Annotated in this window: 19 protein-coding genes and 1 tRNA gene; 7 read left to right on the forward strand and 13 right to left on the reverse strand. The window is 69.5% G+C overall.

Annotated elements, in window-relative coordinates; translation table 11 throughout:
• Nucleotides 1-86 precede the first annotated feature (86 nt).
• Both CQ034_RS09885 and CQ034_RS09890 read right to left on the reverse strand, forming a co-directional pair.
• Nucleotides 87-731: a bifunctional 4-hydroxy-2-oxoglutarate aldolase/2-dehydro-3-deoxy-phosphogluconate aldolase gene (locus CQ034_RS09885; RefSeq protein ID WP_197021054.1), complete on the reverse strand. Its 645-nt coding sequence runs from the start codon at nt 729-731 to the stop codon at nt 87-89.
• Nucleotides 728-1645, reverse strand: coding sequence for an SMP-30/gluconolactonase/LRE family protein (locus CQ034_RS09890; protein WP_181156275.1), 918 nt, complete (start codon nt 1643-1645; stop codon nt 728-730). Before CQ034_RS09890 ends, CQ034_RS09885 begins: the two co-directional genes overlap by 4 nt.
• Nucleotides 1646-1781: 136 nt before the next feature.
• Here CQ034_RS09890 and CQ034_RS09895 point away from each other — a divergent pair, with 136 nt between their 5' ends.
• Nucleotides 1782-2675: a dihydrodipicolinate synthase family protein gene (locus CQ034_RS09895; RefSeq protein WP_258134169.1), complete on the forward strand. Its 894-nt coding sequence runs from the start codon at nt 1782-1784 to the stop codon at nt 2673-2675.
• Nucleotides 2672-3391 (forward strand): SDR family NAD(P)-dependent oxidoreductase, encoded by a 720-nt coding sequence (locus tag CQ034_RS09900; RefSeq protein WP_105710902.1) that lies wholly within the window; start codon nt 2672-2674, stop codon nt 3389-3391. Before CQ034_RS09895 ends, CQ034_RS09900 begins: the two co-directional genes overlap by 4 nt.
• Before the next feature lie 67 nt (nt 3392-3458).
• On the opposite strand, the gene CQ034_RS09905 is transcribed toward CQ034_RS09900, so the two are convergent.
• Genes CQ034_RS09905 through CQ034_RS09915 form a run of 3 tightly spaced genes read right to left on the reverse strand, consistent with a single transcriptional unit; the run spans nt 3459 to nt 6515 of the window.
• Nucleotides 3459-4775 (reverse strand): extracellular solute-binding protein, encoded by a 1317-nt coding sequence (locus CQ034_RS09905; RefSeq protein WP_105710903.1) that lies wholly within the window; start codon nt 4773-4775, stop codon nt 3459-3461.
• Between the two features lie 52 nt (nt 4776-4827).
• Nucleotides 4828-5685, reverse strand: coding sequence for a carbohydrate ABC transporter permease (locus CQ034_RS09910; RefSeq protein WP_105710904.1), 858 nt, complete (start codon nt 5683-5685; stop codon nt 4828-4830).
• Entirely contained in the window at nt 5685-6515 is an 831-nt protein-coding gene (locus CQ034_RS09915) for a carbohydrate ABC transporter permease (protein WP_231481692.1), read from the reverse strand. Before CQ034_RS09915 ends, CQ034_RS09910 begins: the two co-directional genes overlap by 1 nt.
• A 335-nt stretch (nt 6516-6850) precedes the next feature.
• Here CQ034_RS09915 and CQ034_RS09920 point away from each other — a divergent pair, with 335 nt between their 5' ends.
• Together CQ034_RS09920 and CQ034_RS09925 are read left to right on the forward strand one after the other, a co-directional pair.
• Nucleotides 6851-7654: an IclR family transcriptional regulator gene (locus tag CQ034_RS09920; RefSeq protein ID WP_029273785.1), complete on the forward strand. Its 804-nt coding sequence runs from the start codon at nt 6851-6853 to the stop codon at nt 7652-7654.
• An 82-nt stretch (nt 7655-7736) separates the two neighbouring features.
• Nucleotides 7737-8897, forward strand: coding sequence for a mandelate racemase/muconate lactonizing enzyme family protein (locus tag CQ034_RS09925; RefSeq protein WP_029262589.1), 1161 nt, complete (start codon nt 7737-7739; stop codon nt 8895-8897).
• A 72-nt stretch (nt 8898-8969) separates the two neighbouring features.
• Here CQ034_RS09925 and CQ034_RS09930 read toward each other — a convergent pair whose 3' ends face one another.
• Nucleotides 8970-12980, reverse strand: a complete 4011-nt coding sequence (locus CQ034_RS09930) for a hypothetical protein (protein WP_146114828.1) — start codon at nt 12978-12980, stop codon at nt 8970-8972.
• A gap of 123 nt (nt 12981-13103) precedes the next feature.
• On the opposite strand from CQ034_RS09930, the gene CQ034_RS09935 reads away from it, so the two are divergent.
• The 3 genes from CQ034_RS09935 to CQ034_RS09945 all read left to right on the forward strand — a co-directional run bounded on the left by CQ034_RS09935 (nt 13104) and on the right by CQ034_RS09945 (nt 16408).
• Nucleotides 13104-14069, forward strand: coding sequence for an acetylxylan esterase (locus CQ034_RS09935; protein WP_181156276.1), 966 nt, complete (start codon nt 13104-13106; stop codon nt 14067-14069).
• A gap of 75 nt (nt 14070-14144) precedes the next feature.
• Nucleotides 14145-14873, forward strand: coding sequence for a response regulator transcription factor (locus CQ034_RS09940; protein WP_029262591.1), 729 nt, complete (start codon nt 14145-14147; stop codon nt 14871-14873).
• A 26-nt stretch (nt 14874-14899) separates the two neighbouring features.
• A complete protein-coding gene (locus tag CQ034_RS09945) occupies nt 14900-16408 on the forward strand; it encodes a cell wall metabolism sensor histidine kinase WalK (RefSeq protein ID WP_105710907.1) in 1509 nt (502 codons plus the stop codon).
• A gap of 150 nt (nt 16409-16558) precedes the next feature.
• Here the strand turns inward: CQ034_RS09945 and CQ034_RS09950 are convergent, their stop codons facing one another.
• The 7 genes from CQ034_RS09950 to CQ034_RS09980 form a co-directional block, all read right to left on the reverse strand.
• Nucleotides 16559-17392, reverse strand: coding sequence for an endonuclease domain-containing protein (locus CQ034_RS09950; RefSeq protein WP_051662338.1), 834 nt, complete (start codon nt 17390-17392; stop codon nt 16559-16561).
• Between the two features lie 205 nt (nt 17393-17597).
• The gene (locus CQ034_RS09955) at nt 17598-19172 is read right to left on the reverse strand and encodes an FAD-dependent oxidoreductase (protein ID WP_105711011.1); all 1575 of its coding nucleotides are present in this window, start codon (nt 19170-19172) and stop codon (nt 17598-17600) included.
• Between the two features lie 15 nt (nt 19173-19187).
• Nucleotides 19188-20069 carry an FAD:protein FMN transferase gene (locus tag CQ034_RS09960; RefSeq protein ID WP_105710908.1) on the reverse strand — a complete coding sequence of 294 codons (882 nt, stop codon included), beginning with the start codon at nt 20067-20069 and terminating at the stop codon, nt 19188-19190.
• A 14-nt stretch (nt 20070-20083) separates the two neighbouring features.
• Complete coding sequence (locus tag CQ034_RS09965) at nt 20084-20557, reverse strand: FMN-binding protein (protein ID WP_029262596.1); 474 nt, start codon at nt 20555-20557, stop codon at nt 20084-20086.
• A gap of 93 nt (nt 20558-20650) precedes the next feature.
• Nucleotides 20651-21685: a ribose-phosphate diphosphokinase gene (locus CQ034_RS09970; protein ID WP_029262597.1), complete on the reverse strand. Its 1035-nt coding sequence runs from the start codon at nt 21683-21685 to the stop codon at nt 20651-20653.
• 7 nt (nt 21686-21692) lie between these two features.
• Nucleotides 21693-23123: a bifunctional UDP-N-acetylglucosamine diphosphorylase/glucosamine-1-phosphate N-acetyltransferase GlmU gene (gene glmU, locus CQ034_RS09975; RefSeq protein ID WP_105710909.1), complete on the reverse strand. Its 1431-nt coding sequence runs from the start codon at nt 23121-23123 to the stop codon at nt 21693-21695.
• Between the two features lies 1 nt (nt 23124).
• Nucleotides 23125-23196 (reverse strand) — tRNA-Gln (locus CQ034_RS09980).
• Between the last annotated feature and the right edge of the window lie 44 nt (nt 23197-23240).

Raw genomic sequence — 23240 nt, forward strand, 5'->3', positions numbered from 1 at the left:
GCGGGGGTGAGATCGACGTTAGGAAGCGCGCATTTGCGAGATCGAGGGACGGGTGATGAGGAACCTATGGAACGGGTGACCGGGGGTCAGGCGCCGTGCAGCGCCTCCACGAACGATCGGGCGCGAACGGCGAGAGCCGCGAGATCGCCGCCGGGCGTCGCGGCATCGCCGACGAGGGGTCCGCCGACCCCGATGCCGAACGCCCCCGCGGCCAGGTACTCGCCCACGGTGTCGACACTCACTCCGCCCACGGGGATGATCCGCGCATCGGGGAACGGATCGCGCACCGCGCGGATGAAGCCGGCTCCGAGCGCCGACGCGGGGAACAGCTTGACCGCGGCACTGCCGAGGTCGTGACCGCGCTGGATCTCCGTGGGCGTGTACACCCCGGGGAGCACGCCGATCCCCTGCGCGACCGCGTACTCGACCGAGGCGCTGAGGGTGGGCGTCACCATGAACTGCGCTCCGGCCGCTGCTGCGCGCTCCACATCGGCCTCGCTGAGCACGGTCCCGGCGCCGATCAGCGCCTCGTCCGGAGCGTCCTGCACGACCTGGGCGATCGCTTCCTCGGCGTCCGGCAGGGTGAGGGCGATCTCCAGCGTCACGACGCCCGCATCGATGAGCGTGCGCGCCGCGGCAACCGTCGCATCGACGTCGGTACCCCGGAGGATCGCGACGAGCCGCGCGGTCCGCAGCCGCTCCCGGAGCTGCGCGTTGTCCACGGTGCTCACAGCGCCGCCTCCGCGATCGACCCGGCACCGTGCTGGACGGGCGCCTCACCCGCCCAGGGCCACGCCGGAATCCCGCCGACGTCGACCTGCACGCCGAGCAGCGCGCCGTCGGCCTCTCCGGGTGCTGCGAGTCCGATGCTCGCCGTCGTGATCACGAGCACCGAACCGACGAGGGCGACCGCGGTCGGTCGCTTCGCCGGGAGGGCGATCGTCTCCAGGAGTTCGCCCTCGGGCGAGTATCGATGCACTTCGGCGGCGTCCCACACCGCGACCCAGAGGTTGCCGTCGAGGTCGATGGTCATGCCGTCGGGGTTGCCGCCATCGACGCGGCACACCGTGCGGCGGTTCGACAGCGTGCCGTCGGGGGCCACGTCGAAGGCCTCGATGCTGCGGTGCGGCAGGGTGTCGATGTAATAGAGGGTGGATCCCGTCGGATCGAAGGCGAGGCCGTTCGACACGGTCACACCGTCGAGGCGCGCGACGGGGATGCCGTCGGCGCCGATGCTCCACAGCGTGCAGTGGGGATCCCGCGGCATCGACTGACTGCCCACCCAGAAGCGGCCGGAGGGGTCGCCGCCGCCGTCGTTCATGTAGTCGCCCGGTGCGGCGACGTCGCCAGTGAGCGCCGTGACGACCGCGTCGTCGCCGACGTGCACCACGCGGCGATCGACGCCCACCAGCCATCCGGCACCCGGCTCCGCGAGCGGGATCGGGGCGCCGATCTGCGCACCGATGACGACCGCGGTCTCGGGGATCACCCTGCCGTGCTCGAGTCGACCGCGATGCAGCGACCCGGTGGCCATGTCGATCCAGGCGAGGCCGCCGTCGCGACCGTCCCAGCGCGGCGATTCGGCCTGCACGTAACGGGCGTCGGAGAGGATCTCGACGGTTCGGGAGGGCGGGGTGTGCGACATCCGGATCATCCTTCGCTGGTAGCTCGTAACCGTTATGTGGCAGACTATCTCACAATATGCATAACACTTGCGAGAAATGTGGACACACGATGATGAAGCGGGGAAACAGCTGATGGCTCCGACACTCCACGGCTTGATGCCCATTCTGGCGACTCCGTTCGACGAGACGGGCGCCCTCGACCGCGCGAGCCTGCGCCGACTGGTCGAGTTCCAGCTCGCTTCCGGCGTCGACGGCGTCGCCGTCTTCGGGATGGCGAGCGAGGGCTTCGCCCTCACGACGGAGGAGCGCCGCACGATCCTGGACGATGTCGTCCGGGTCGTCGACGGCCGGATCCCCGTGATCGCGGGCGTCAACGGCACCTCCACCGCGACGTCCATCGAGCAGTCCCTCCTCGCCGAGGAGGGCGGCGCGGATGCCCTCATGGTGCTCCCGCCGTTCATGGTGAAGCCGCCCGCCGGCACGCTCGTGGACTTCTACGGCGACGTGGCCGCCGCGACCACGCTCTCCGTCATGGTGCAGGATGCGCCCGGTGTCACCGGCGTGGCCATGGCGCCGAGCCTGATCGCCGAGATCGCCCGCCTCGACGGCGTCGATTCCGTCAAGGTCGAGGCGCCGCCGACCGCCCCCAAGGTCGGAGCGGTGGTCGCCGCGATCGAGGACCCCGACTTCGCGGTGCTCGGCGGTCAGAACGCCCAGTTCTGCCTGGAGGAGTACGCCAGGGGCGCGGTGGGCACGATGCCCGCCTGCGAGTTCCCCGACCTGCTCGGCCCCGTGCTCGCGCTGTTCACCGAGGGGCGCGTCGAGGAGGCCCGTGCCGAGTTCCGTCGTATGCTCCCTCTCGTGCTCATCGGTCTGCAGGGAGGCATCGCCTGGGCGGTGCACAAGGAGGTGCTCGTCGCACGGGGCGTGATCGACCATGCGACGGTGCGCTACCCCGCGTCGCGCCTGGACGCGGGCAGCCGCGCCTCGGTCAAGCTCGTGATCGACGAGCTCGCTCTTCCGCCGATCCCCGCCACGGTGCGCGTGTGACACGCCGCGGCGTGCTGCTGATCGGCGGCAGCTCCGACATCGGACTCGCGATCGCCCGCGCCTTCGTCGACGGCGGAGACGCCGTCGTCGGCGTGGGGCTCGAGGACTCGGCGGACCCGGTCTTCGAGCGCTACCTGGTCGCGGACTGCAGCGCGCCGGAGGCCGCCGACCGCGCCGTCGCCGACGCCGAGCTGGCTCTGGGCCGGCTCGACGTGGTGGTGCTCGCCGCGGGCCGCATGCCGATCGGGCGTGCCGAGGCCACGAGCGACGAAGACTGGCGCGGAGCGCTCGGCGCGACGCTGGACTCGGCGTTCTTCGTGGCGCGGGCGGCACTCCCCCGCCTCACGCGCGGATCGTCGATCGTCGCGGTCACCTCGGTGAACTCCTCGCTCGCCGCCCCTGCCCTGCCCGCCTACGCGGCCGCCAAGGCGGGCGTGGACGGCCTCGTGCGGCAGCTGGCGCTCGACTACGGCCCCCAGGGCATCCGGGTCAACGCCGTGCAGCCGGGCAGCATCTCAGCCGAAGACACCGGTGAGAGCGAGGGCTACCCCCTCGGACGCATCGGCCGGCCGGAGGAGGTCGCGTCGGTCGTGGCATTCCTCGCTTCCGACGCCGCCTCCTTCATCACGGGAACGTCCATCGCGGTCGACGGCGGCCTCTCGATCTCGTCCCCCGCAGCCTGGCTGAAGCCGGTCCTGCGGGATCGCTGGCTCTGATCCCGCAGTCCACACGACGAAGAAGGCCGCGTCCCCTTTCGGGACGCGGCCTTCTTCGTGCGGGGGCTCAGGCGTTGGAGTCGAGCAGCCCCTGGACTTCCTTCTTCAGCGCGTTGAGCCCGGCCTGGGCCTCGACCTGACCGGCGAGGATCGTCGCGACCCCGGCACCGATCGCGGCGTCGATCTGCGCCGTCACGGCGACACGGTCCCACGCGGCGCCACGAGCGTGCTCGGAGACCTCCGTGCGGAACGCGCCCTGGAACTTGTCGGCCGCGAGCGCCGGGATCTTGTCGGCGACGCTCTTGGCGGCCGGAGCCACGGCGGAGTTCTCGTACAGCGCCGTCGCCGCTTCGACGTTGGTCGCCGCGTAGAGGATGAAGTCGCGGCTGGTGAGCTCACCCTCGCCCGCCGTCGCGAACACGCCGCTGCCCCACGCCCGGTTGAAGGAGTCCTTGCCCCCGGCCGTCGGACGCGAGATAGCCCCGATGTTGTCGATGATGTTCTGCGCGGCGCCGTTCGTCTTGACGAAGGTCGAGGCGAGCGGGGCGTCGTCGTAGAGCGCGGCCCGGCCGCTGGCGAACAGGATGCGGGCATCGCTGCGGGCGACGTTCGTCTGGGTCAGACCCTGGTCCTGCAGGGACTTGTACCAGGTGACGGCCTCGACGCTCTCGGCGTCGCCCAGCGTGCACTTGAGGTCGTCTGTGACGACATCGCTGCCGAAGCCCCACATCCACGGCACGGAGTCCTTGAGGTCGGGGTTCTTGGTGACCGCGGCGTACGGGATCAGCGACTTGTCCTGCTTCTTGATCTTCTCGAGCGCGGTGGCGAACTGCTCCACCGTCATGCCCGACTTGATGCCGACGCTCTTCGCGATCTCGCCGTTGGTGATGATGCCGATGCCGGCGGCCGTGAGCGGCAGCACGAGCAGCTTGCCGTCCATCGTGTAGGAGTCGAGCACGCCCTGCGGGATGCCGAGCCCCTTCGCGAGGTCGGTGAGGTCGGCGAGCACGTTCATCGGCGTGAGGACCTGCCATCCGCCCGACTGGCCGACGCCCATGAGGTTGCCGGAGCGCCCGGTCAGAGCGAGCTGCGTGGCCGCCTGGTCGTACGGGTAGATGACCGGGGCGACCTTGACGCCCTCCTTCTTGGAGAACCCGTCGAGGATCCCCTGCCACGCGGACTTCAGCGCCTCCTCGCCGAGCGAGTTGCCGTAGAAGTTGATGGTCGCAGCGGCCGTCGCAGCACCGGCCGAGGCCCCTCCGGCACCGGCGCCGGGGGCGGCGGGCGTTGCACACCCGGCGAGCGCGAGGGCACCGAATGCGGCGAGCACGGTGCCGCCTCCGAGGAAGGCTCGGCGGCTCAACTGTGAGTTCGAGATGGTCATGGAGACTGCTCCTTCGAGGTGATGGGGGTAGAGCTGTTCGGGAGACGCATGGCTACCCCTTGACGGCTCCGGCGGCGAGGCCGGAGACGAAGTAGCGCTGCAGGAGGACGAAGATGATGACGAGCGGGAGCGACGTGATGAGGGACGCCGCCATGAGCGCCGGCCAGTCGGCCGTGCCCTCGCGGATGAACGCCTGGGTCAGACCTGCCGGCAGCGTCTGCTTGTCGGGGCCGGCGAGCGTGAGGGCAAAGAGGAGATCGCTCCAGCCGCGCATGAAGGCGAACATGCCCGCGGTGATGAGGCCGGGGACCACGAGCGGGAACACGATGCGGAACATCGTCCCGGTGCGGGAGAGACCGTCGACCTTGGCCGCCTCGAGGATGTCGTCGGGGAGGGCGTCGATGATGCCCTTCAGCAGGAACACCGCGAGCGGCAGGGTGAACGTCGTGAACGAAATGATCAGCGCCGTGTAGGTGTACAGCAGTCCGGCCGAGCTCAGCATCAGGTACAGCGAGATGAGCAGCAGTGCGCCCGGGATCAGCTGGCCGATGAGGAACATGAACATGATCGCGTTGCGGCCGCGGTAGCGGAACTTCGACAGCGAGTACGCCATCAGACCACCGACGAGCACCGCGAGCAGGGCCGTGCCGGTGGACACGATGATGCTGTTCAGCAGGTTCTTCAGCAGGAGGTCGTTCTGGAAGAAGCCGATGAAGTTCTCGAACGTCGGGTCGACCGGGAAGAACGGCCGATCCAGGGAGAAGACATCCTCCTTCTTCGTGAACGCGGTCGCCGTGAGCCAGTACACCGGCAGCAGGCCGAACAGGGCCAGCAGCAGGAGCAGCACGCGCCCCGGGATGGACAGGTGGGGGCGGATGATCGACTCCCCCACATCGCGACTACGGCGCATCACTTCTCCAGCCGTCGGTTGAGGAACAGGTATCCGCTCGTGATGATCGCGAGCAGGACGAGCCAGAGGGCGCCCATGGCGGAGGCCTTGCCGAGTTCGTAGCTGCCGAAGGCGAGGTCGTAGAGGCTGACCGCGAGCGTCGTGGTCGAGTTGCCCGGCCCACCGCCGGTCATCACGAAGATGGTGTCGAAGTTGCCGAAGTTGTAGATGAACTCGAGCACCGCGACGAGGGTGACGGGGCCGGCGATGTGCGGCAGGGAGATGTGACGGAACCGCTGGGCGCGCGTGGCGCCGTCGATGGTGGCGGCCTCGATCTGCTCGCTCGGCAGGGTCTGCAGCACCGCGAGGGCGACGACCATGATCCAGGGGAACGAGTGCCAGGTCTTGGCGATGACCACCGCGGCCATCGCGCCGGTGGGGGTGCCGAGCATGCTGACCTCGGGGAGCCCGAAAATCGAGAGCACGTGGTTGACGACGCCGTAGCTGTCGTTGAAGATCCACGCCCAGAGGAAGGAGACGACCACGCCGGGCAGCAGCCAGGGCAGCATGAGCGCGCCGCGCAGGATGTTGCGTCCGCGCATGCGGGCGTTCAGCAGCAGCGCGAGGGCGACGCCGAGGATGAGTGGGAAGACCGTCGCGAGCGAGGCGAACACCAGGGTGGTGCCGAGACGGGCGAAGAACTCGTCCCAGACGGCCACGTAGTTGTCGAGGCCGACGAACGTGCGCTCCGGGCGGAGCAGCGACTGGTCGTACAGGCTGGTCCAGATGCTCGACACGAGAGGGAAGATCGCGATCACGAGGAACAGGAGGACCGCGGGAAGTGCGATCATGAAACCGAAGGTGCGGTCCTTCGCCCCCAACGTGGAGCGCCGCCCTGAGCGAGGCTCGACGGCCTTCTGCTCGCTCTCTGCGGGCCGCTCGAGTATGGCTTGTTGCATTGCAGTCACTTTCCAGTAGAGACGACCCCGGAGGGCCCTGCGCATCGTCGTCACAGTCGTCGACGTCGACGTGCGGCCAGTTAACCACAATGCGGATGCGAAATCCACAAAATGCATAAGACACCCACATTTGTGTTGCTCGAAGCCATTTCGCTGAATAGGATGACTGGCAACGGCGACGAGCCGCGGTCGCGCAGATGCGGCCACATCACCAAGGAGGAGTCACCATGGCGTCGGAATCGGTAGGCGGCACGCAGACCGTCGAACGGGCGATGTCGTTGCTCGCATGCTTCACGGAGGAATCCGGCGAGCTGAGGGTCTCCGAGCTCTGCACGCTGACCGGCCTCGGCCAGTCGACGGTCTCTCGCATGATGTCGGCACTCGACCGCATGAAGTTCGTGGTGCAGGACGCCCGCACGGGCCTTTACCGCCTCGGCCCCGCGGCGGTGTCGCTGGGCACGGTCGCGATCAACGGCTCCCCCATCTTCCGCGCCTCGCGGCAGATCGCGCAGAACCTGGCGCGCCGCATCGAGATCGGCGTCAACGTGGCCGAGCTCAGCGGCTTCACCTTCACCTACCTCTGCAACTTCGAAGGCGCCCTGGCGCCGAAGTCGTTCGCCATGGCGGGCCGCACCGGACCGCTGCACGCCACCGGCATCGGCAAGGCCCTGCTGTCGGGCATGTCCGATGCACAGGTCGACGAGTACTTCGCGCAGACGCCGCAGCGCTTCACGCCGCACACGATCGTGGACCGCGCGGCGATGCAGACCGCCCTCGACGAGACGCGCAGCCGCGGCTACGCGACCGAGATCGAGGAGCTCGCCTTCGGTCGCGCCTGCATCGCCGCACCGATCCGCAACCGGGCGGGTGAGATCGTCGCGGGCATCTCTGCCAGCGGCCCCCTCTCCGTGCTCGACCTGCACGAACCGCATCAGGAGCTCGCCCTGCAGCTCATCGAAGCCGCCGACGAGATCTCGGTGGCCCTCGGGTACAGCCCGTCCCGCACCGCTTCGGCGTTCGCGGCACTCTGACCCTCGGCCGCACTGCGGCTTCCCCCTCTGACGACGGCACCTGCCGCCGGCCGTTCGACCACCCCGTCTATTGGAGACCCCAGTGAGAATCACGCGCGTCCAGACCTTCCCCCTCTACCTGTCGAAGGAGGATGCGAACAACTCGTACGCCGGCGACACCGCCGTGGATCACCGCGGGTACGTCATCCGTCCGCCGTGGCGGAGCCTGTACTCCCCCGGATACGAGACGCTGCTCGTCAAGATCGAGACCGATGAGGGTCTGGTCGGCTGGGGCGAGGCGCTCGCCCCCGTGGCCCCCGTCGTCGCCGCGGCCATCGTCGACAACCTGCTCACCCCGCTCATCCTCGGCGAGGATCCGCGCTCGGTGCGCACGCTGTGGCACCGCATGACCGAGTCGATGCGCGAGCGCGGACACCTCACCGGGCACCAGGCCGACGCCATGGCCGCCGTCGACATCGCGCTGTGGGACCTCTGGGGCCACGCCACCGGCCTCTCGGTCTCCGAGCTCGCCGGCGGGCGCTTCCACGAGGTGCTGCCGACCTACGTCTCGGGCATCCGCGGTGTCGACGACGTCGAGCGCGCCGAGAAGACGGCGGAGCTCGTGGAGGGCGGCGTCCGCCGCATCAAGCTGCACCTGGGTGTCGACATCCGCACCGACCTGGCGACCTACGACGCCGTCCGCGGTGTGCACCCCGATCTCGACGTCGCGCTCGATGCGCACTGGACGTACCGGCTCGGCGAGGCGCGTGCGCTCGGCCGCGAGCTGGACGACCGGCGCGCATGGTTCTTCGAGGCGCCGCTCGCCCCGGAGGACGTGGAGGGGCACCGCGATCTCGCGACCGCTCTCGCCACCCCGATCGCGATCGGTGAGGCCATGCGCAGCCGCTTCGAGTTCACGGACTGGCTCACCCGCCGCGCGGTCGGCCTCACGCAGCCCGACATCGGCCGCACCGGTATCACCGAAGGCCTCGCGATCGCCGCGGTCTCCGATGCCTTCCACGTGCCGGTCGCGCCGCACCACTCCGCCGCATTCGGCATCGCGATGGCCGCCGGCGTGCATGTCGCGGCGAGCGCCGCGTCGCTCCTCGCCTTCGAGTACCAGCCGTTCACCCTTCCCGTCGCCAACCGCCTGCTGACGACCCCGCTCGAGGTGCGCGCAGACGGCGGGTTCGTCGTGCCGACCGGCCCCGGGCTCGGCGTGACCGTCGACGAGGACGCGATCCAGGAGTACGTGCGGCACTGATCCGCATCGACATCCGACGAAGAACGGGTGGGTGAGCCGGATCTCTCCGGCCCACCCACCCGTTCTTTCGCGTCAGTTCCCGATGCGCACGAACTGTGCGGCGCTGACCCGGTGGATGCTGGTGTTGCGGACTTCGAGTCGGACCGTGCCGGTGGCCCCGGCGGCGTAGCGGAACGAGCCCAGCGAACGCCAGGCCGCCGCGCCCTGCGTCTGGTCCACGATGACCTCGGAGCTGCCGTCCTGATGCTCCACGACGTAGGCCGCCGAGGTCGTGGTCGTCGAGTTCGTGGGGTACCAGACCGAGACGCGGTAGAGCCCGGCGTCCGGCAGCTCCACGTTCCACGTCACCGTGCTGCCCACCGAGTCGGAGTCGCTGTACCGCGTCCTGGTGCCGTTCCATCCCGAGAGTCCACTGGGGTACCAGTTGCCGGACTCCAGATAGCCGGGCCACGGGGACTGGGTGTGCGCGATGACGCCCTCGTCGGCGACGCGCACGAGCACACCCCGGCGCAGGGTCTGATCGAGACGCGCCTCGAACCGCGTCGATGATCCAGGCGCGACGCCCGAACCCGCGGTCACCGTCCAGGTGTGGGTGAGATCGGATCGCGGGGGCACTGTGATGCTCGTGCTCTGCTGCCCCACACTCCACCCGCTGACGCCGTACAGCGCGAGCGTGCCCTGCAGCGGGGTGACGCCCGTGTTGATGACGAGCGCGGTGAGCTTGGCGACGGCGCCCGGTCCGCTGACGATCTCGACGTCGGAGGTGAGTGACACCAGCCGTCGACGGTCGATCACCTCGATCGCGGCCGCGCGCAGCTGCACCGGATCCTCCCCCGCGACCGTCACGTTCGCGGTGACATCGACCTCGCCGAGCTCCGCGTTCGTCGCGATGGTCGCCGCCGATTCCACCCGCGCGGAGCCCTCCGCGGGGACCGTGATCGCCGGTACGGTGCCGTCGAGCTGCCACCCCGCCGGCAGGGCCACCGTGATGTCGCCGGTGATCGGGTCGCCGGTCGCGTTGCGCACCTCGAAGATCAACGGCACGCGGTCCCCGGCCGTACCCGTCGCCTGCGCGATCACGTCGCCCACGATTCCGGAGTTGGCTCCGGTGATCCGGGCGGGCAGCCGCAGGGTCACCTCTTCGGTCGTCGTCCCGCCCGTGGTGATCGTGTACCGGAATTTGTCGGTGAGGTCGTCTACCGGGATCGTCCACTCGTAGGGATACGCCTTCGCGGGAGCCTGCTTCGCCGGCTTCCCGCCGATGCGATACGACAGCGTCGCCTGCTGCTCAGTGTCGATCTGCACGTAGGCGTCGTAGCCCTGTCCGTCGGGCCGCACCAGGAGCATCCCGCGGGCGATCCCGTAGTCGGTGGCGGGGTCGGTGTCGACCTCGTGGAAGCTGTCGCGGCCATGATCGGCCACGTCGTCGAACGGCAGCCCGGGGCGCTGCACGTCCACGTTCCGGATGACGAGGGCGACGAGCCCGCGCGCCGGCACAGTGACGGTGACCCGACCGTTGACGGCCGCGCCGGTGGACCGGCTGCCGTTCGCGGTCACCAGCTCGACGGCACCCGAGAAACCTCGGGGAATGCCCGTGAGCTCGGTGGCGAGGTCGACGATCACCTGCTGCGCCGCACCGGCGGAGTTGGTGAGGCTGACGTAGAGAGCATCGTTGCCGACGCCGCCGATCCAGTTGACGAGCGGATTGGAGACCGAGATCAGCCCCGCAGGGAGATAGGGCCAGACGCCGTCCTCGCCGAAGAAGGTCCCCGGGGCGTGGCCGTAGGCGAAGAACTTGAAGTAGGCGAAGTCGGCCTCGAACACGTGCGGGAACTCGATCGCCCCGCCGCTGCGGTAGAAGCTCTCACTGAGTAGGTAGTCCATCGCGAGGCCGAGCTGCGCGGGGGCGTGATGGAAGTAGTACCCGGTGATGCCCACCGGACCGCTCGTCGCGAAGTCGGGCTTCATGTGCGCGACCTGGAACTGTCGGCCGTAGTAGCCGGGATAGGTCGTGAACCGGCCGATCACCATGTTGTGGGCGATGTCGGCCAGCAGCTCGTCGCCGGTGTGATGCGCCAGTCGCAGCAGGGCACCCGCCCAGCACGGGTTGAACACATAGCCCCCGCCCGGGTTGGTCAGTGTGCTGACGCCGAGCTTGAACGACGACAGCGCCTCGAACGTGAGACCCGAGGGAGACACGTACCAGGCCGGGACGGTCTCGGTCGGCACGTTCGTGGTCGGATACGACGGCAGCGACGAACGCGACTCCCAGTCGTACTGCTGCTTGATCACGTGGCCGGCCGGCACCGTGACCGTGCCACCCGGAACCGGGCGGACCGCCGTCTGCGTGATGAAGCGCTGCACCTCCCGGTACGCACCGTCGAGGAACTCGGCCTCACCCGTCGCCTCAAACATCTCGAGCAGGTCGACCCAGTACTTCGAGAAGCTGTACGCGAACCCGCCGGGCGGCTGACCGTTGCTGCGGTACGGCTCCAGGATCTGCTCCTGGGAGTAGCGGCGGGCGATCAACGTCGCCTCGGCGAGGTACGCCGGATCCCCGGTGACCCGGTACGTCGCAAGAGCATTCGAGAACGGCGCCCTGCTCTGCCCGACGACGCCGGCCTTGGTCGCCTTCACCGCGAGCCGCTGGATGCCGGCGTTGCGGCCGTGCGTGAGCTGGTAGAGCGACGCCAGATTCACGGCATCCGTGGGGATCCGGCCGATGCGGTACTGGCTCGTGTCGTTGTAGACCGGGCTCCCGATCATCGGCGTGTGCCCGATGCCCTTCCGGGAGAGCTGGTACTCGACGAGCGGCCGCGCGCGGCGGTCGTACAGAGTGCCGTCTGCTGTGCCGGTGAGATAGTGCGCCGAGAGCACGACACCACTGGCCGCCGCGCGCACGGCATCCTCGTTCTCCACGTCGACGAACCCCTTGGCGCGATTCCACCAGCCGGAGTACGAGGGGATGTAGTCGGTCGAGTCGTCTCCGTCGGGTTCCACCGCGATCAGTGCCGCCATCGCGTGCACGGCGTCGGTGAGCGAGCGGTCGTAGACGTTGCTGCGGTAGGCGGTCAGCCCGTACTCGTTGCGGCACAGCTGTGCGTACGTGCCGTACAGCGTGTCCGGGCGTGCCGCGAGGCCGAACGCGAATCCGCGCTGCTCGCCGACGGCCATGGCCGTGCGCAGCCCGGGCTGCGGCGCGTACATGCTGGGCACGATGTCGAGGCTGTCGTTGCGCAGACTCATCCCGTAAGGCTGTCGGTCGGCCATCAGCTGCCGCTCGTGCACGAACTCGGCCACCTCGGCGGGCAGGTACACGCCCGAGGTGACAGCCACATCGCCCACGGCGTACTGGGTCAGCGCCATCGGCGCGAAGAGCTCCCAGGCGCCCAGGGGCGCGGATCCGTCGAGCACCGAGAGCGCGTGCTGATACGACCCGCACAGCACCTCGTCGAGGTCGTCGAGGGACTTCGCGTCCTGGCTCTGGTATCCGACGATGTAGTCACCGGCGGTCTTGGCCGTCAGCACGTAGTGCGCCTCGGGATGGGCGCCCTCGAGCCGCCAGCGGACGACCAGGTCGACGTCGTCCGTGCTCGTGGTCAGTTCGATGGCCTGCGAGCCGAGCACCTGGTAGGAGGTGAAGCCGAGCCAGCTCGGCGCCAGGGGTCCGTACAGCTCGGGAGCACTCCCCGACGGCAGTGTCCCCTCCAGCACGAGCCACTGCTCGTCGAAGCGGTGCGCCGGGTCGGTGACCTGCAGCCACCCGCCGTTGTGCGCGACCTCGAGGTCGCGCACGATCGTGGCCCCGCCGTCCCACGTGGCCTGGGAGAACGTCATCCGGTGGTTCTGTCCGACCAGCTGCGCGACCTGCGTGAACGCGAGATTCGGTTTGTCGAGGCGCCGGAGGGCGTCGGCGTACACGCCGCCCGTCGTCGTGAGCTCCGTCGCCGCTGCGGGAGCGGCTCCGTACGACGACCCGAGCACCGGGGGAAGCACTCCCGCGATCACGAGCGCTCGCAGGACGGAGCGTCGGCTCCACAGCAGAGGATTGTCTTCGGCTCCATCGCCAGGCATTGAATCCATGATGCACATACTGCAATCCGTATGCGATCATGTCAATGCGTCGGCCTCGCGGGCCATGACGCCGCCTCGTCGTGCCACGCCGGTAACGTCGAGCAGGCAGAACCACCCGAAAGGACACGTGCGGTGCCCCAGGATCCTCCCGTCGAGTTGACCGAGTACTCACTCAGCGCGCTGCTGACCCCGCTCGCGCCACCCGCCGAGCCGGATGACTTCGACGACTTCTGGCGCGCGACCTTCGAGGAGTTCGGCACAGGTCCCGTGCCGTGGGAAACCACCCGCGAACTCGCGCCGACCGCGACGCACCGCGTCTCGGAAATCCGCTTCCACTCCTCGGCCGGTGAGGCCGCTGCGGCCTACGTGGTGCTGCCGCACACGATCGGGAGCGCACCCCGCGGGCTCGTCGTCGGACACGGCTACGGCGGCCGCACGGCGCCCGACCTCGACCGGGTACCCGCCGACACGGCCGCGATGTTCCCGGTCGCACCCGGGACGCACGCCGGCACCGCGAGCCGCTTCCCCGCCCTCCCCGACGAGCACGTCCTGGCCGGGATCGCCCACCGCGACACCTACTCGCACCGCTTCAGCGCAGCGGACATCTGGCGCGCCGCCACCGTCCTGCTCGAGATGGTGCCCGCGGCGGCCGGGGCCCTCGACTTCAGCGGCGGCAGCTTCGGCGGCGGCATCGGCGCGATGGCCCTGCCCTGGGACGCCCGCTTCCGGCGCGCCGTGCTGGACGTGCCGAGCTTCGGTGACCACGATGTGCGGCTCACACGGAAATGCACCGGGAGCGGGGAGGCCGTGCGTCAGCATCTGCAGCGGCACCCGGAGGACCGGCCGGTGCTCGACTACTTCGACGCGGCGATCGCGGCACGGAGGCTGCGGATTCCCGTGCACGTGACCGCGGCGGTGCAGGATCCGGCCGTCGACCCCCGGGGCCAGTTCGCCGTGTACCACGCGCTGACCGGGCCGCGTCGCCTGAGCGTCCGCGCCGCGGGGCACCTTCCCGGCGAGATCGGCGAACTGTCGGACCGGCTCGCTCTGCAGGCCGGCATCGACTTCCTCGCCCTCCCCGACGAGCGGCTGGCATGACCACGCGCCACGCCTCCCAGACAACACATAGCGATCTCCATAGAAATCACATAGGAGATTCCGCAGAATAGGGGTATGACCAGCGACCTGCCCGAACTGCGCCGCCCCGACGGCACCCCCCTGCGCATCCTCGCCGTCGACGACGAGCAGATGCTGACCGACCTGCTCGCGATGGCCCTGCGCATGGAGGGCTGGGAGGTGCGCACGGCCTCGTCCGGCATGGAGGCGCTCCAGGTCGCGCGGGAGTTCGAACCCGACGCGCTCGTGCTCGACATCATGATGCCCGACCTCGACGGCATGTCCGTGTTGAAGCGGCTGCGCGAGTCGGGGAACCTCGTCCCGGTGCTGTTCCTCACCGCCAAGGATGCCGTGGGCGACCGCGTCGCCGGCCTCACCGCCGGCGGTGACGACTACGTCACCAAGCCGTTCAGCCTGGAGGAGGTCATCGCACGACTGCGCGCGATCATCCGCCGCACCGGCCACGCGACCACCGACGACGGACAGTCGATCCTGCGCGTCGCCGACCTCACGCTCAACGAGGACAGCCACGAGGTCGTGCGCGACGGCACCGAGATCGAGCTGACCGCGACCGAGTTCGAGCTGCTCCGCTACCTCATGCGCAACGAGCGACGGGTGCTGTCGAAGGCCCAGATCCTCGACCGGGTCTGGAGCTACGACTTCGGCGGCAAGTCCTCCGTCGTCGAGCTGTACATCTCGTACCTGCGCAAGAAGATCGATGCCGGTCGCACGCCGCTGCTGCACACCGTCCGCGGCGTCGGCTACATGATCAAGGCTCCGCAGTGAGCTCTGCGACGATGATGAGGCGGCCGATGAGCCTGCAGACACGGCTGATGACCGCCGTGATCGGGTTCGTGTCGCTGATCCTCATCATCGTCGCCGTCATCACCAGCGCCACGCTGGGCAAGACCATGGAGGACCAGCTCGACCAGAAGCTGAACAACAGCGCGCACGCGCTGGTGGGCGTCACCGAGGCCTTCGCCCCGTCGGCGGCGACCGCGCAGAACGTCCTCCTGGCCGGTCGCTACTCTCCGCCGGCCGGGCTGCTGTTCGTCGTCTCGAGCCCGGTGACCGGCTTCAGCGGGTCCCTCGTGAAGAGCACCGCCGCCGACGAGCTCACCGGAACCCTGCAGCCGTTGACCGGCGAGCAGCTGAGCGAGATCGCGGCGGCGTTGAAGGGTACGTCCGTCGCCACGGTCTCCCTCACCGACCTCGGCTCGTATCGGGTCATGGCCCTGCCCTCGAACAACGGCGTCCTCGCGGTGACCGGGCTCCCCCGCGATGAGATCCAGAGCCAGCTCACGCAGCTGCTCACCGTGATCGCCCTCGCCACGATCGGCGGGCTCATCCTGCTGGCTCTGACCACGGCGATCACCATCCGAGTGAGCCTGCGCCCGCTCCGCGCCGTCGCGGTCACCGCGACCCGGGTCGCGAATCAGCAGCTCGATCGGGGCGAGGTCACGATCACCGAGCGGGTGCCGGCATCCGAAGCCGATCCGCGCACCGAGACCGGCCTCGTCGGCGCCTCACTGAACAAGCTCCTCGATCACGTCAACACCTCGCTGGCCTCGCGGCAGAAGAACGAGGAGCGAATGCGCCGCTTCGTCGCCGACGCGAGTCACGAGCTGCGCACCCCGCTCGCGTCCATCCGGGGGTACTCGGAGCTGTCGCTGCGCGCGCTGCATCAGCGTCCGGCCGCGGAACAGGGTCCGGAGGTCATCGAGGGCACGACCTCCTCGCTCGAGCGCATCCAGGCGCAGTCTCTGCGGATGACCCGTCTCGTCGAGGACCTGCTGCTGCTCGCACGGCTCGACGAGGGGCAGGAGCTGGTCTACGGCACCGTCGACCTCACCCAGCTGGCGCTCGAAGGACTCTCGGATGCGCGGCCGACGGCGACCGACCACCACTGGAGCATCGAAGTGCCGGACGAGCCCGTCACCGTCGTCGGCGATGCCGGACGGATGCACCAGGTCGTCGCGAACCTCCTCGCGAACGCCCGGACGCACACGCCGGCCGGCACCAGGATCACCCTGAGCGTCGCACGAGAGGGCGCGGACGCCGTGCTGCGCGTGCACGACGACGGCCCCGGCATCGACCCCGCCATCCGCGACGAGCTCTTCGCACGCTTCGCCCGCGGCGACAGCTCCCGGGCTCGCCAGACCGGGGGAACCGGACTGGGCCTCGCGATCGTCAAGGCCATCGTCGAGGGCCACCACGGAACGATCTCCGTGGCCAGCGAGCCCGGCGACACGACCTTCACCGTGCGCATCCCGGTCAACCCTGCGGCCGCGGCCGCCGAAGACGACGCGTCCGAGGCCTGACGGCCGGCCTCTCTGCGGAGATCCTGCCCGCCGCACTCCTGGTCGGCGTACACATGTCGGGAGGATGCACGGCCGTCGGGGCATCTCACGGCGATTCGTCCGACATGCGTACATTCTCCCGACAGACGCACACGCCTGACCTCGAAGACCTCAGTGACGGGCACGCAGACGTACGATGGCGGCGAGTACGGCCGTCTCGACTGAGGGCCAGGCGTGGACGATCTGGGCGTAATCGAACCTCAGCGTCTCGTATCCGAGAGCCGACGCCGCGGCATCCCTCACGAGATCACGGTGGCGATGCGCGGGGCCGTCATGGTTGCCCTTCCCATCGGCCTCGAGGATCAGACTTCCGTCGAGCACGAAATCCACTCTCCCGACGGACGGGATGGTCACCTGGCAGTCCAGGCTGATGCCGTGCAGGTGCAAGCGCAGCCGGAGCAGTGACTCGAGGCCGCTGTCGGCATCCGATCGCGCCAGGTCGATCAACCAGTGCGCGCGGGCCGGTAGGCGGCGGCGGATGCGGCGCAGTGCCGCACCGGTGATCTTCTGTTGCACCAGTGCGGACTCGACAGCAGCGAAGAACGCCTCGTCTCCGCCGCAACGGTAGACGTGGATGAGTACTTCCTCCAATGGGGCAAGCCCCACCCCGGCGTGCCCCGCGTCAAAGTGCGCGACGCACTCGCACGTCTCGTGATGGGTGCGGCCCTTCGCCCCCAGCCAGACGTGAACGGGGCCGCCGGGGTCGAGTGCCCAGACGCCATACAGGCGCAACGCGTGCGCGCAGGTGAGTGCCCCGCCGTGCGCGGCAGCCTCAACGACGGTCGTGTCTGCGTTCGGCCCGGCGAACACTCCTGTCCTCACACGGATCAGGGCGCCGGCATGAACCGCATCCGCACGCATCCGACGGTCGATTCCGTACTTCTGGAGCAGTGTGCCCCGCACGACGCCGCCATGCAGGTCTGTCACGGATAGAGCGCTGAGCATCCACCGATCCTGATGCCCCGAGACGGCTGATAGAGATCGATTCCGCCCGTTGTGGGCCGATCCGAAGCGGATGCGGGATGTGCAGAAGTGGATGCGCCGTGCACTCGTCGGCAGGATGCACAGATGTCGGGACGCCTCGCGGCGAGTCGTCCGACATCCGTCCGTTCTCCCGACGGGTGTACCGGCCGGCCGGCCGTGAGCCGGATCAGTAGCCGGCGAAGGCGTCGGTCGTGAGGGCGCGGGCCTTCTGCAGTGCGGGGGCGAGATCGGCGATCAGGCGCGGGGGTCCGGAGATGAACGCGTGGCGGGTGCCGAGGTCGGGGACGGTGCGCTCCAGCGTCTCGGCGTCCAGTCGTGCGCCCTGCGCCCAGGTCCAGTGCGCGGGCAGGTCGAGCGGCTCGTCTCGGGTGAACACGACCGTGCGCACGCCCGTCGCGGCGAGCTCATCACGGAAGGCGAGCTCGGAAGCCTCGGACGCCACGTACACGAGCACCACGTCGCGCTGCTGGCCCACGGCCTGGAGCTGACGCAGCTGGGACACGAACGGCGTGACGCCGATGCCCGCGGCGACCATCAGCACCGGGTGATCGCTGCGCGGCAGGATGAAGTCACCCCAGGTGCCCGTGACCGCGAACGTCGCGCCCGGCTCCGCAGCGGCGAGAGCCCGCTTGTAGCTCGACGGATGCTTCTGGTCGCCGTTCTTGTAGGCGATGCGCAACGTCGGCAGGTCTGCCGGCGCCGACACGATGCTGAACTCCCGCCGGGTGCCGCGCGCGTCGGGGCGGTGATGCGGGACGTCGAGCTCGAGGTACTGCCCCGGGAGGAACCGGACCCGACCCTTGGCTCGGAAGGTCAGCTCCTGCGCGGTCGGGGTGATGAACTCGCGTCGTTCGAGCACGAGCCGCACGGACCCGCGTAGAGCGAAGGCGAAGGCCACCAGGTTTCCGATCAGGAGAGCCCGCTCCTGGCCGAGCGTGAACAGGCCGGCGACCGAGATCGGCCACCCCGCGAGAAGACCCACCACGACGGCCACCACAAGCTGCTGGCGGCGACGCGGCGGAAGCGTGAGCGGCTCGGAGAGCATGAACGCCCCGAGGAACAGGAACGGCGACTGCAGCACCGCGAACTGCAGCGCGGTGAGCACGTCGAAGCCGATGTCGAACTGCACGGCCTGCACGGCCTGACGCACGACCGAGGTGGCGACGGCGACCAGCACGAACACCAGCACCACCCGCACCTTCTCGGTGCGCCACAGCACCGCGAGGCCGAGGAGGAGCACGGGGATCGTCAGCACCGGAGTCCCGACCCACCAGGACGACGAGGTGCCCAGCCACTCGAACGCCCCGAAGGCGCCGAGGATCGAGACGACGGCCGCACCGAACGCCGCCGGGTTGAAGATGTGTCGACCGCGCCATGCGATCAGGTACTTCGACACACTCGCCACGGCTCCGGCGAGGGCGAGCCCGAGAAGGGCGCCGAGCTCGACGCCGGGGCGGAGCACGAACAGCAGGATGAGGGCCGTGACGAGGGAGGATTCGATACGCCACGGGAGTCGGAGGATGCGCTGGGCCGCGGCGTCGACGGCCGAGATCACGATCGCGAGCACCAGGAACGACGCCAGCATCTCGAGCGGCGTGGGCGAGACGATCACGCCGAGCAGCGAGAGCACGAACGCGATCACCGCCAGGGCGATCAGCGCGAACAGCACGAGGCGATACATCGACAGCGAGCCCAGGACCGCGAGGACCCGCTGGCGTGCGGCGGCGAATGAGGTGATCACGTTCTCCACTCTTCCCTAGTTCGGCGCCGCGGGGCGCGTGTCCGCCCCCGCGATGAACAGTTCCGCGGGGCATCCCGGCGAGTGCTGCACCCGGCCGTCGGTGCTCATCCTCACCCATTCCACACCCCAGGCGCCGGCGAGCTCCGGTCCGCCGTCGAAGAACAGCGCGGTCGAGACGGCATCCGCCGTCATCGCGTCGGGGGCCAGCGCCCAGGTCGCCGCCCAGGTGCGCACCGGCAGCCCGGTGCGGGCGTCGAGCACGTGGTGCAGTCCGTTCCCCCATGCGCGACGGTTGACGGCGGAGGCGCACAGCGCCCGGTCGCGCACCTCGACGACACCGATCGCCTTCGTCGCGTCGTACGGATGCTCCAGCCCGATGCGCACACCGCCGCCCCGCACCCGGATGTCGCCGCCGGCATCGACCACCACATCGCCCGGCACGTCTCCGAGCACGTCCATCACCAGGTCGACCAGTCGCCCCTTGCCCAGGGCGCCGACGTCGAGGAGCGCGGGTGCGGATGCCGCGACCCCGGCCGTCGTCCAGGACACCTGCGCCTGCCAGGCGTCCGGAGCGCGCACCGGGTCTCCGCCGACGAGCGAATAGCCCGCGTCGTAGCCCAGAGCTTCGAGACTCGCCGCCACGAGCGGGTTGACGGCGCCGCCCGTCGCCGCCGAGAGCTCGCGGTAGGCGTCGAGCATCGGAGCGGCGTCCGGTGAGCCGAACGAGCCGCCCTCCCGTCCGAGCCGCGTCACCGCGGAGTCGTCACGGAATCGGGACCACTCGCGGTCGAAGCGCTCGATCTCGGCGTCGACCGCCGCACGCGCCGGGTCCGCGAGCGGATCCGTGGTCTCGATCTCCCAGCGCGTTCCGATCGCCTCGAAGCGCCAGCTCGCCATGCGGCCTCAGGCGCCTAGGAGGCCGCCTGCTCCTTGATCGACTCGACCGCGTCGTTGAAGCCGCCGCTGGTGAGCGACGAGCCGGCGACCCGGCTGACGTTCAGCTCGTCGATCGACTTGCCCTCGACCTCGTCCGCGATGCCGTCGATGAACTGGCCCTGGTACTGCTCGGTCTCGGGCGCCTGCGGGTCGCCCGTGACCTCGACGTCGGTCACGACGCCGTCGGCGAGGGTCAGCGTGACGGAGATCTGCTCGACCGTCTCGGGTGTCTGGTACGAGCCGTCGGCCGTGTAGGTGCCGTCTGCGTAGGTGGCGGTCGCGTCGCCGCCCGAGGACTCCGAGGAGCCGGCGTCGGGCGTGCTGCCGGTGTCGTTCGGCGTGTCACCCGCGTCGGCAGTGCCGGAGCACCCGGCGAGGACGAACAGGCCCGCGATCCCGAGGATGGCGGAACCCTTGCGGACAGAGGTCGGTACGGTCGTGCGGATCATGCTGGTCCTCCCGGCGCGGTGTCGTTCGACGGGTTCGTCGACCCTTCGACCGTAAGCACCGCGTCTATGCGCGGGCTGTGCCGTGACGATGCGTTACGCGTCGCCACCGAACATGCTCGTCACGGAGCCGTCTTCGAAGACCTCGTGGATGGCGCGGGCGAGCAGCGGCGCGATCGGGAGGATCGTGAGGTTGTCCCAGCGACGCGACTCGGTGAGCGGGATCGTGTCGGTGATGACGACCTCGTCGATCGACGAGTCCTGCAGGCGATCGGATGCCGGGTCGCTGAAGATCGCATGGGTGGCCGCGACGATCACACGGTGCGCCCCGGCCGCCTTGAGCGCCTGGGCCGCCTTGACGATCGTGCCACCGGTGTCGATCATGTCGTCGACGAGGAGGCAGGTGCGCCCCTCGACGGTTCCGACGATCTCGTGCACCGAGACCTGGTTGGCCACCTTCGGGTCACGACGCTTGTGGATGATGGCGAGCGGTGCGCCGAGGCTGTCCGACCACGTGTCGGCGACGCGCACACGACCCATGTCGGGCGAGACGACGGTGAGGATCTCGCGGTCCGCCGGCGAGAGCGTGCGCTGGAAGTAGTCCAGCAGCACGGGCTTGGCGAACAGGTGGTCGACGGGTCCGTCGAAGAAGCCCTGGATCTGCGCCGCATGCAGGTCGACGCTCATGACGCGATCGGCACCGGCGGTCTTCAGCAGGTCGGCGACGAGGCGGGCGCTGATCGGCTCGCGGCCGCGGCCCTTCTTGTCCTGACGCGAATACGGGTAGTACGGCGCCACGACGGTGATGCGCTTGGCCGACGCGCGCTTGGCGGCGTCGATCATGATGAGCGTCTCCATGAGCCACTCGTTGACCGGCTCGCCGAACGTCTGGATCAGGAAGAGATCGACGCCGCGGATCGAGACCTCGAAGCGGGCGTAGATCTCACCGGAGGCGAACGTGCGGTGCTCGACGGGGGCGATCTCCGTGCCGAGCGCTTCGGCGACGGCCGCCGTGAGCGCCGGGTGCGAACGCCCGCCCGCGACGACGAGTCGCTTCTTCGTCTTCGCGATGATCCCGGGAGCCACGCCGTTGTCGCGATCCAGATCGACCGTCTTCTTCTTGCGCGCCATGCTCCGCCTATTCCGCCGAATTCTCGCGGGACGCAGCATCCGCCGCGCCCGTCCCTGCTCTGTTCTTCGCGACCCAGCCTTCGATGTTGCGCTGGGGTGCGACGGTCATGGCCAGTGCGCCGGCCGGGACATCCTTGCGGACGACCGCGCCGGCGCCGGTCTTCGCGCCAGCTCCCAGCCTAACGGGCGCGACGAGCACCGTGTGCGAGCCGGTGTGCACCTCGTCGCCGATCTCGGTGCGGTGCTTGTTCACGTCGTCGTAGTTCGCCGTGATGGTGCTCGCACCGAGGTTGACGCCGCGGCCGATCGTGGCGTCGCCGACGTAGGAGAGGTGTGGGACCTTGCTGCCCTCGCCGATCTCGGCATTCTTCGTCTCGACGTAGGCGCCGATCTTGCCCTTGGCGCCCAGGACCGTGCCGGCCCGGAGGAACGAGAACGGGCCGACGGTGGCCTCCGCGCCGATCACGGCGAGGGTGGCGTCGGTGCGACGGACCGTCGCATCCTCGCCGACCTCGCAGTCGACGAGGGTCGTGTCCGGTCCGATCACGGCGCCGGAGGCGATGACCGTGGCACCCAGGATGTGGGTGTTCGGCAGGAGGGTGACGTCGGGCGAGAGCTTCGCGTCGTCGTCGATCCAGGTGGTCGACGGGTCGATGACGGTGACGCCCTCGAGCTGCCAGCGACGCACGATGCGCTGGTTGAGCAGGCGACCGACCTCGGTCAGCTGTGCGCGGTCGTTCACCCCGAACGTCACCGAGATGTCGGAGACGACGGATGCCGCCACCCGGTCGCCGTCGCGGCGGAGCAGGCCGGGCACATCGGTCAGGTACATCTCGCCCTGCGCGTTGTCGAGACTGAGCTGCGGCAGGTAGGTGCGCAGCGTCGAGGCCCGGAACACGTACATCCCGGCGTTGATCTCGCGGACCGCGGCTTCTTCCGCACTCGCGTCCTTCTGCTCGACGATGCGGTCGACCCCACCGTCGGCATCGCGGACGACGCGTCCGTAACCCGTCGGGTCGTCGAGCAGTGCCGTCATCAGCGTCGCTGGCGCACCCGATGCGCGGTGCTCCTCCACGAACGCGGAGAGCGTGTCGGCGTCGGCGAGCGGGCAGTCTCCGGAGAGCACGAGCACGTCGCCGTCGAAGTCGTCGGGAAGCGCGTCGACCGCAACCTGCACGGCCCGCCCGGTTCCCGGCACGTCGTCCTGATCGACGAACACCGCGTCGGGGTAGTCCTTCGTGAGGGCGGCGACGACCTGATCGCGCTCGTGCCGCACGACCACCTCGACGTGCGCGGCGTGCAGCCGCCCAGCGGTGGTGAGCACGTGCCCCACCAGAGGGCGCCCGCCGATCGGGTGCAGCACCTTGGGCAGACGCGATTTCATGCGCGTGCCCTGGCCTGCAGCGAGGACGATGATGGCGAGATTGTTCCCAGTCATGCTCCGCCGCCAGGACTCGAACCTAGACCTAACAGCTCCAAAGGCTGTCGTGCTGCCATTACACCACGGCGGACCGCGCCGCCCAGGAGGGCACCGCGGGGTCAAGTCTGCCATGCT

Origin of the sequence: Microbacterium sp. MYb45 (genome assembly GCF_002979655.1) — a bacterium.
Classification (GTDB): domain Bacteria; phylum Actinomycetota; class Actinomycetes; order Actinomycetales; family Microbacteriaceae; genus Microbacterium.

What these genes read in the sequence shown, in the direction of transcription:
- CQ034_RS09940 (WP_029262591.1), top strand. Translation starts at nt 14,145, where the DNA reads ATGACCAGCGACCTGCCCGAACTGCGCCGCCCCGACGGCACCCCCCTG.
- CQ034_RS09950 (WP_051662338.1), bottom strand. Translation starts at nt 17,392, where the DNA reads ATGCTCAGCGCTCTATCCGTGACAGACCTGCATGGCGGCGTCGTGCGG.
- CQ034_RS09960 (WP_105710908.1), bottom strand. Translation starts at nt 20,069, where the DNA reads ATGGCGAGCTGGCGCTTCGAGGCGATCGGAACGCGCTGGGAGATCGAG.
- CQ034_RS09965 (WP_029262596.1), bottom strand. Translation starts at nt 20,557, where the DNA reads ATGATCCGCACGACCGTACCGACCTCTGTCCGCAAGGGTTCCGCCATC.
- CQ034_RS09915 (WP_231481692.1), bottom strand. Translation starts at nt 6,515, where the DNA reads ATGATCGCACTTCCCGCGGTCCTCCTGTTCCTCGTGATCGCGATCTTC.
- CQ034_RS09920 (WP_029273785.1), top strand. Translation starts at nt 6,851, where the DNA reads ATGGCGTCGGAATCGGTAGGCGGCACGCAGACCGTCGAACGGGCGATG.
- CQ034_RS09910 (WP_105710904.1), bottom strand. Translation starts at nt 5,685, where the DNA reads ATGCGCCGTAGTCGCGATGTGGGGGAGTCGATCATCCGCCCCCACCTG.
- CQ034_RS09905 (WP_105710903.1), bottom strand. Translation starts at nt 4,775, where the DNA reads ATGACCATCTCGAACTCACAGTTGAGCCGCCGAGCCTTCCTCGGAGGC.
- CQ034_RS09890 (WP_181156275.1), bottom strand. Translation starts at nt 1,645, where the DNA reads ATGTCGCACACCCCGCCCTCCCGAACCGTCGAGATCCTCTCCGACGCC.
- glmU (WP_105710909.1), bottom strand. Translation starts at nt 23,123, where the DNA reads ATGACTGGGAACAATCTCGCCATCATCGTCCTCGCTGCAGGCCAGGGC.
- CQ034_RS09930 (WP_146114828.1), bottom strand. Translation starts at nt 12,980, where the DNA reads ATGGATTCAATGCCTGGCGATGGAGCCGAAGACAATCCTCTGCTGTGG.
- CQ034_RS09895 (WP_258134169.1), top strand. Translation starts at nt 1,782, where the DNA reads ATGCCCATTCTGGCGACTCCGTTCGACGAGACGGGCGCCCTCGACCGC.
- CQ034_RS09970 (WP_029262597.1), bottom strand. Translation starts at nt 21,685, where the DNA reads ATGGCGCGCAAGAAGAAGACGGTCGATCTGGATCGCGACAACGGCGTG.
- CQ034_RS09945 (WP_105710907.1), top strand. Translation starts at nt 14,900, where the DNA reads ATGAGCCTGCAGACACGGCTGATGACCGCCGTGATCGGGTTCGTGTCG.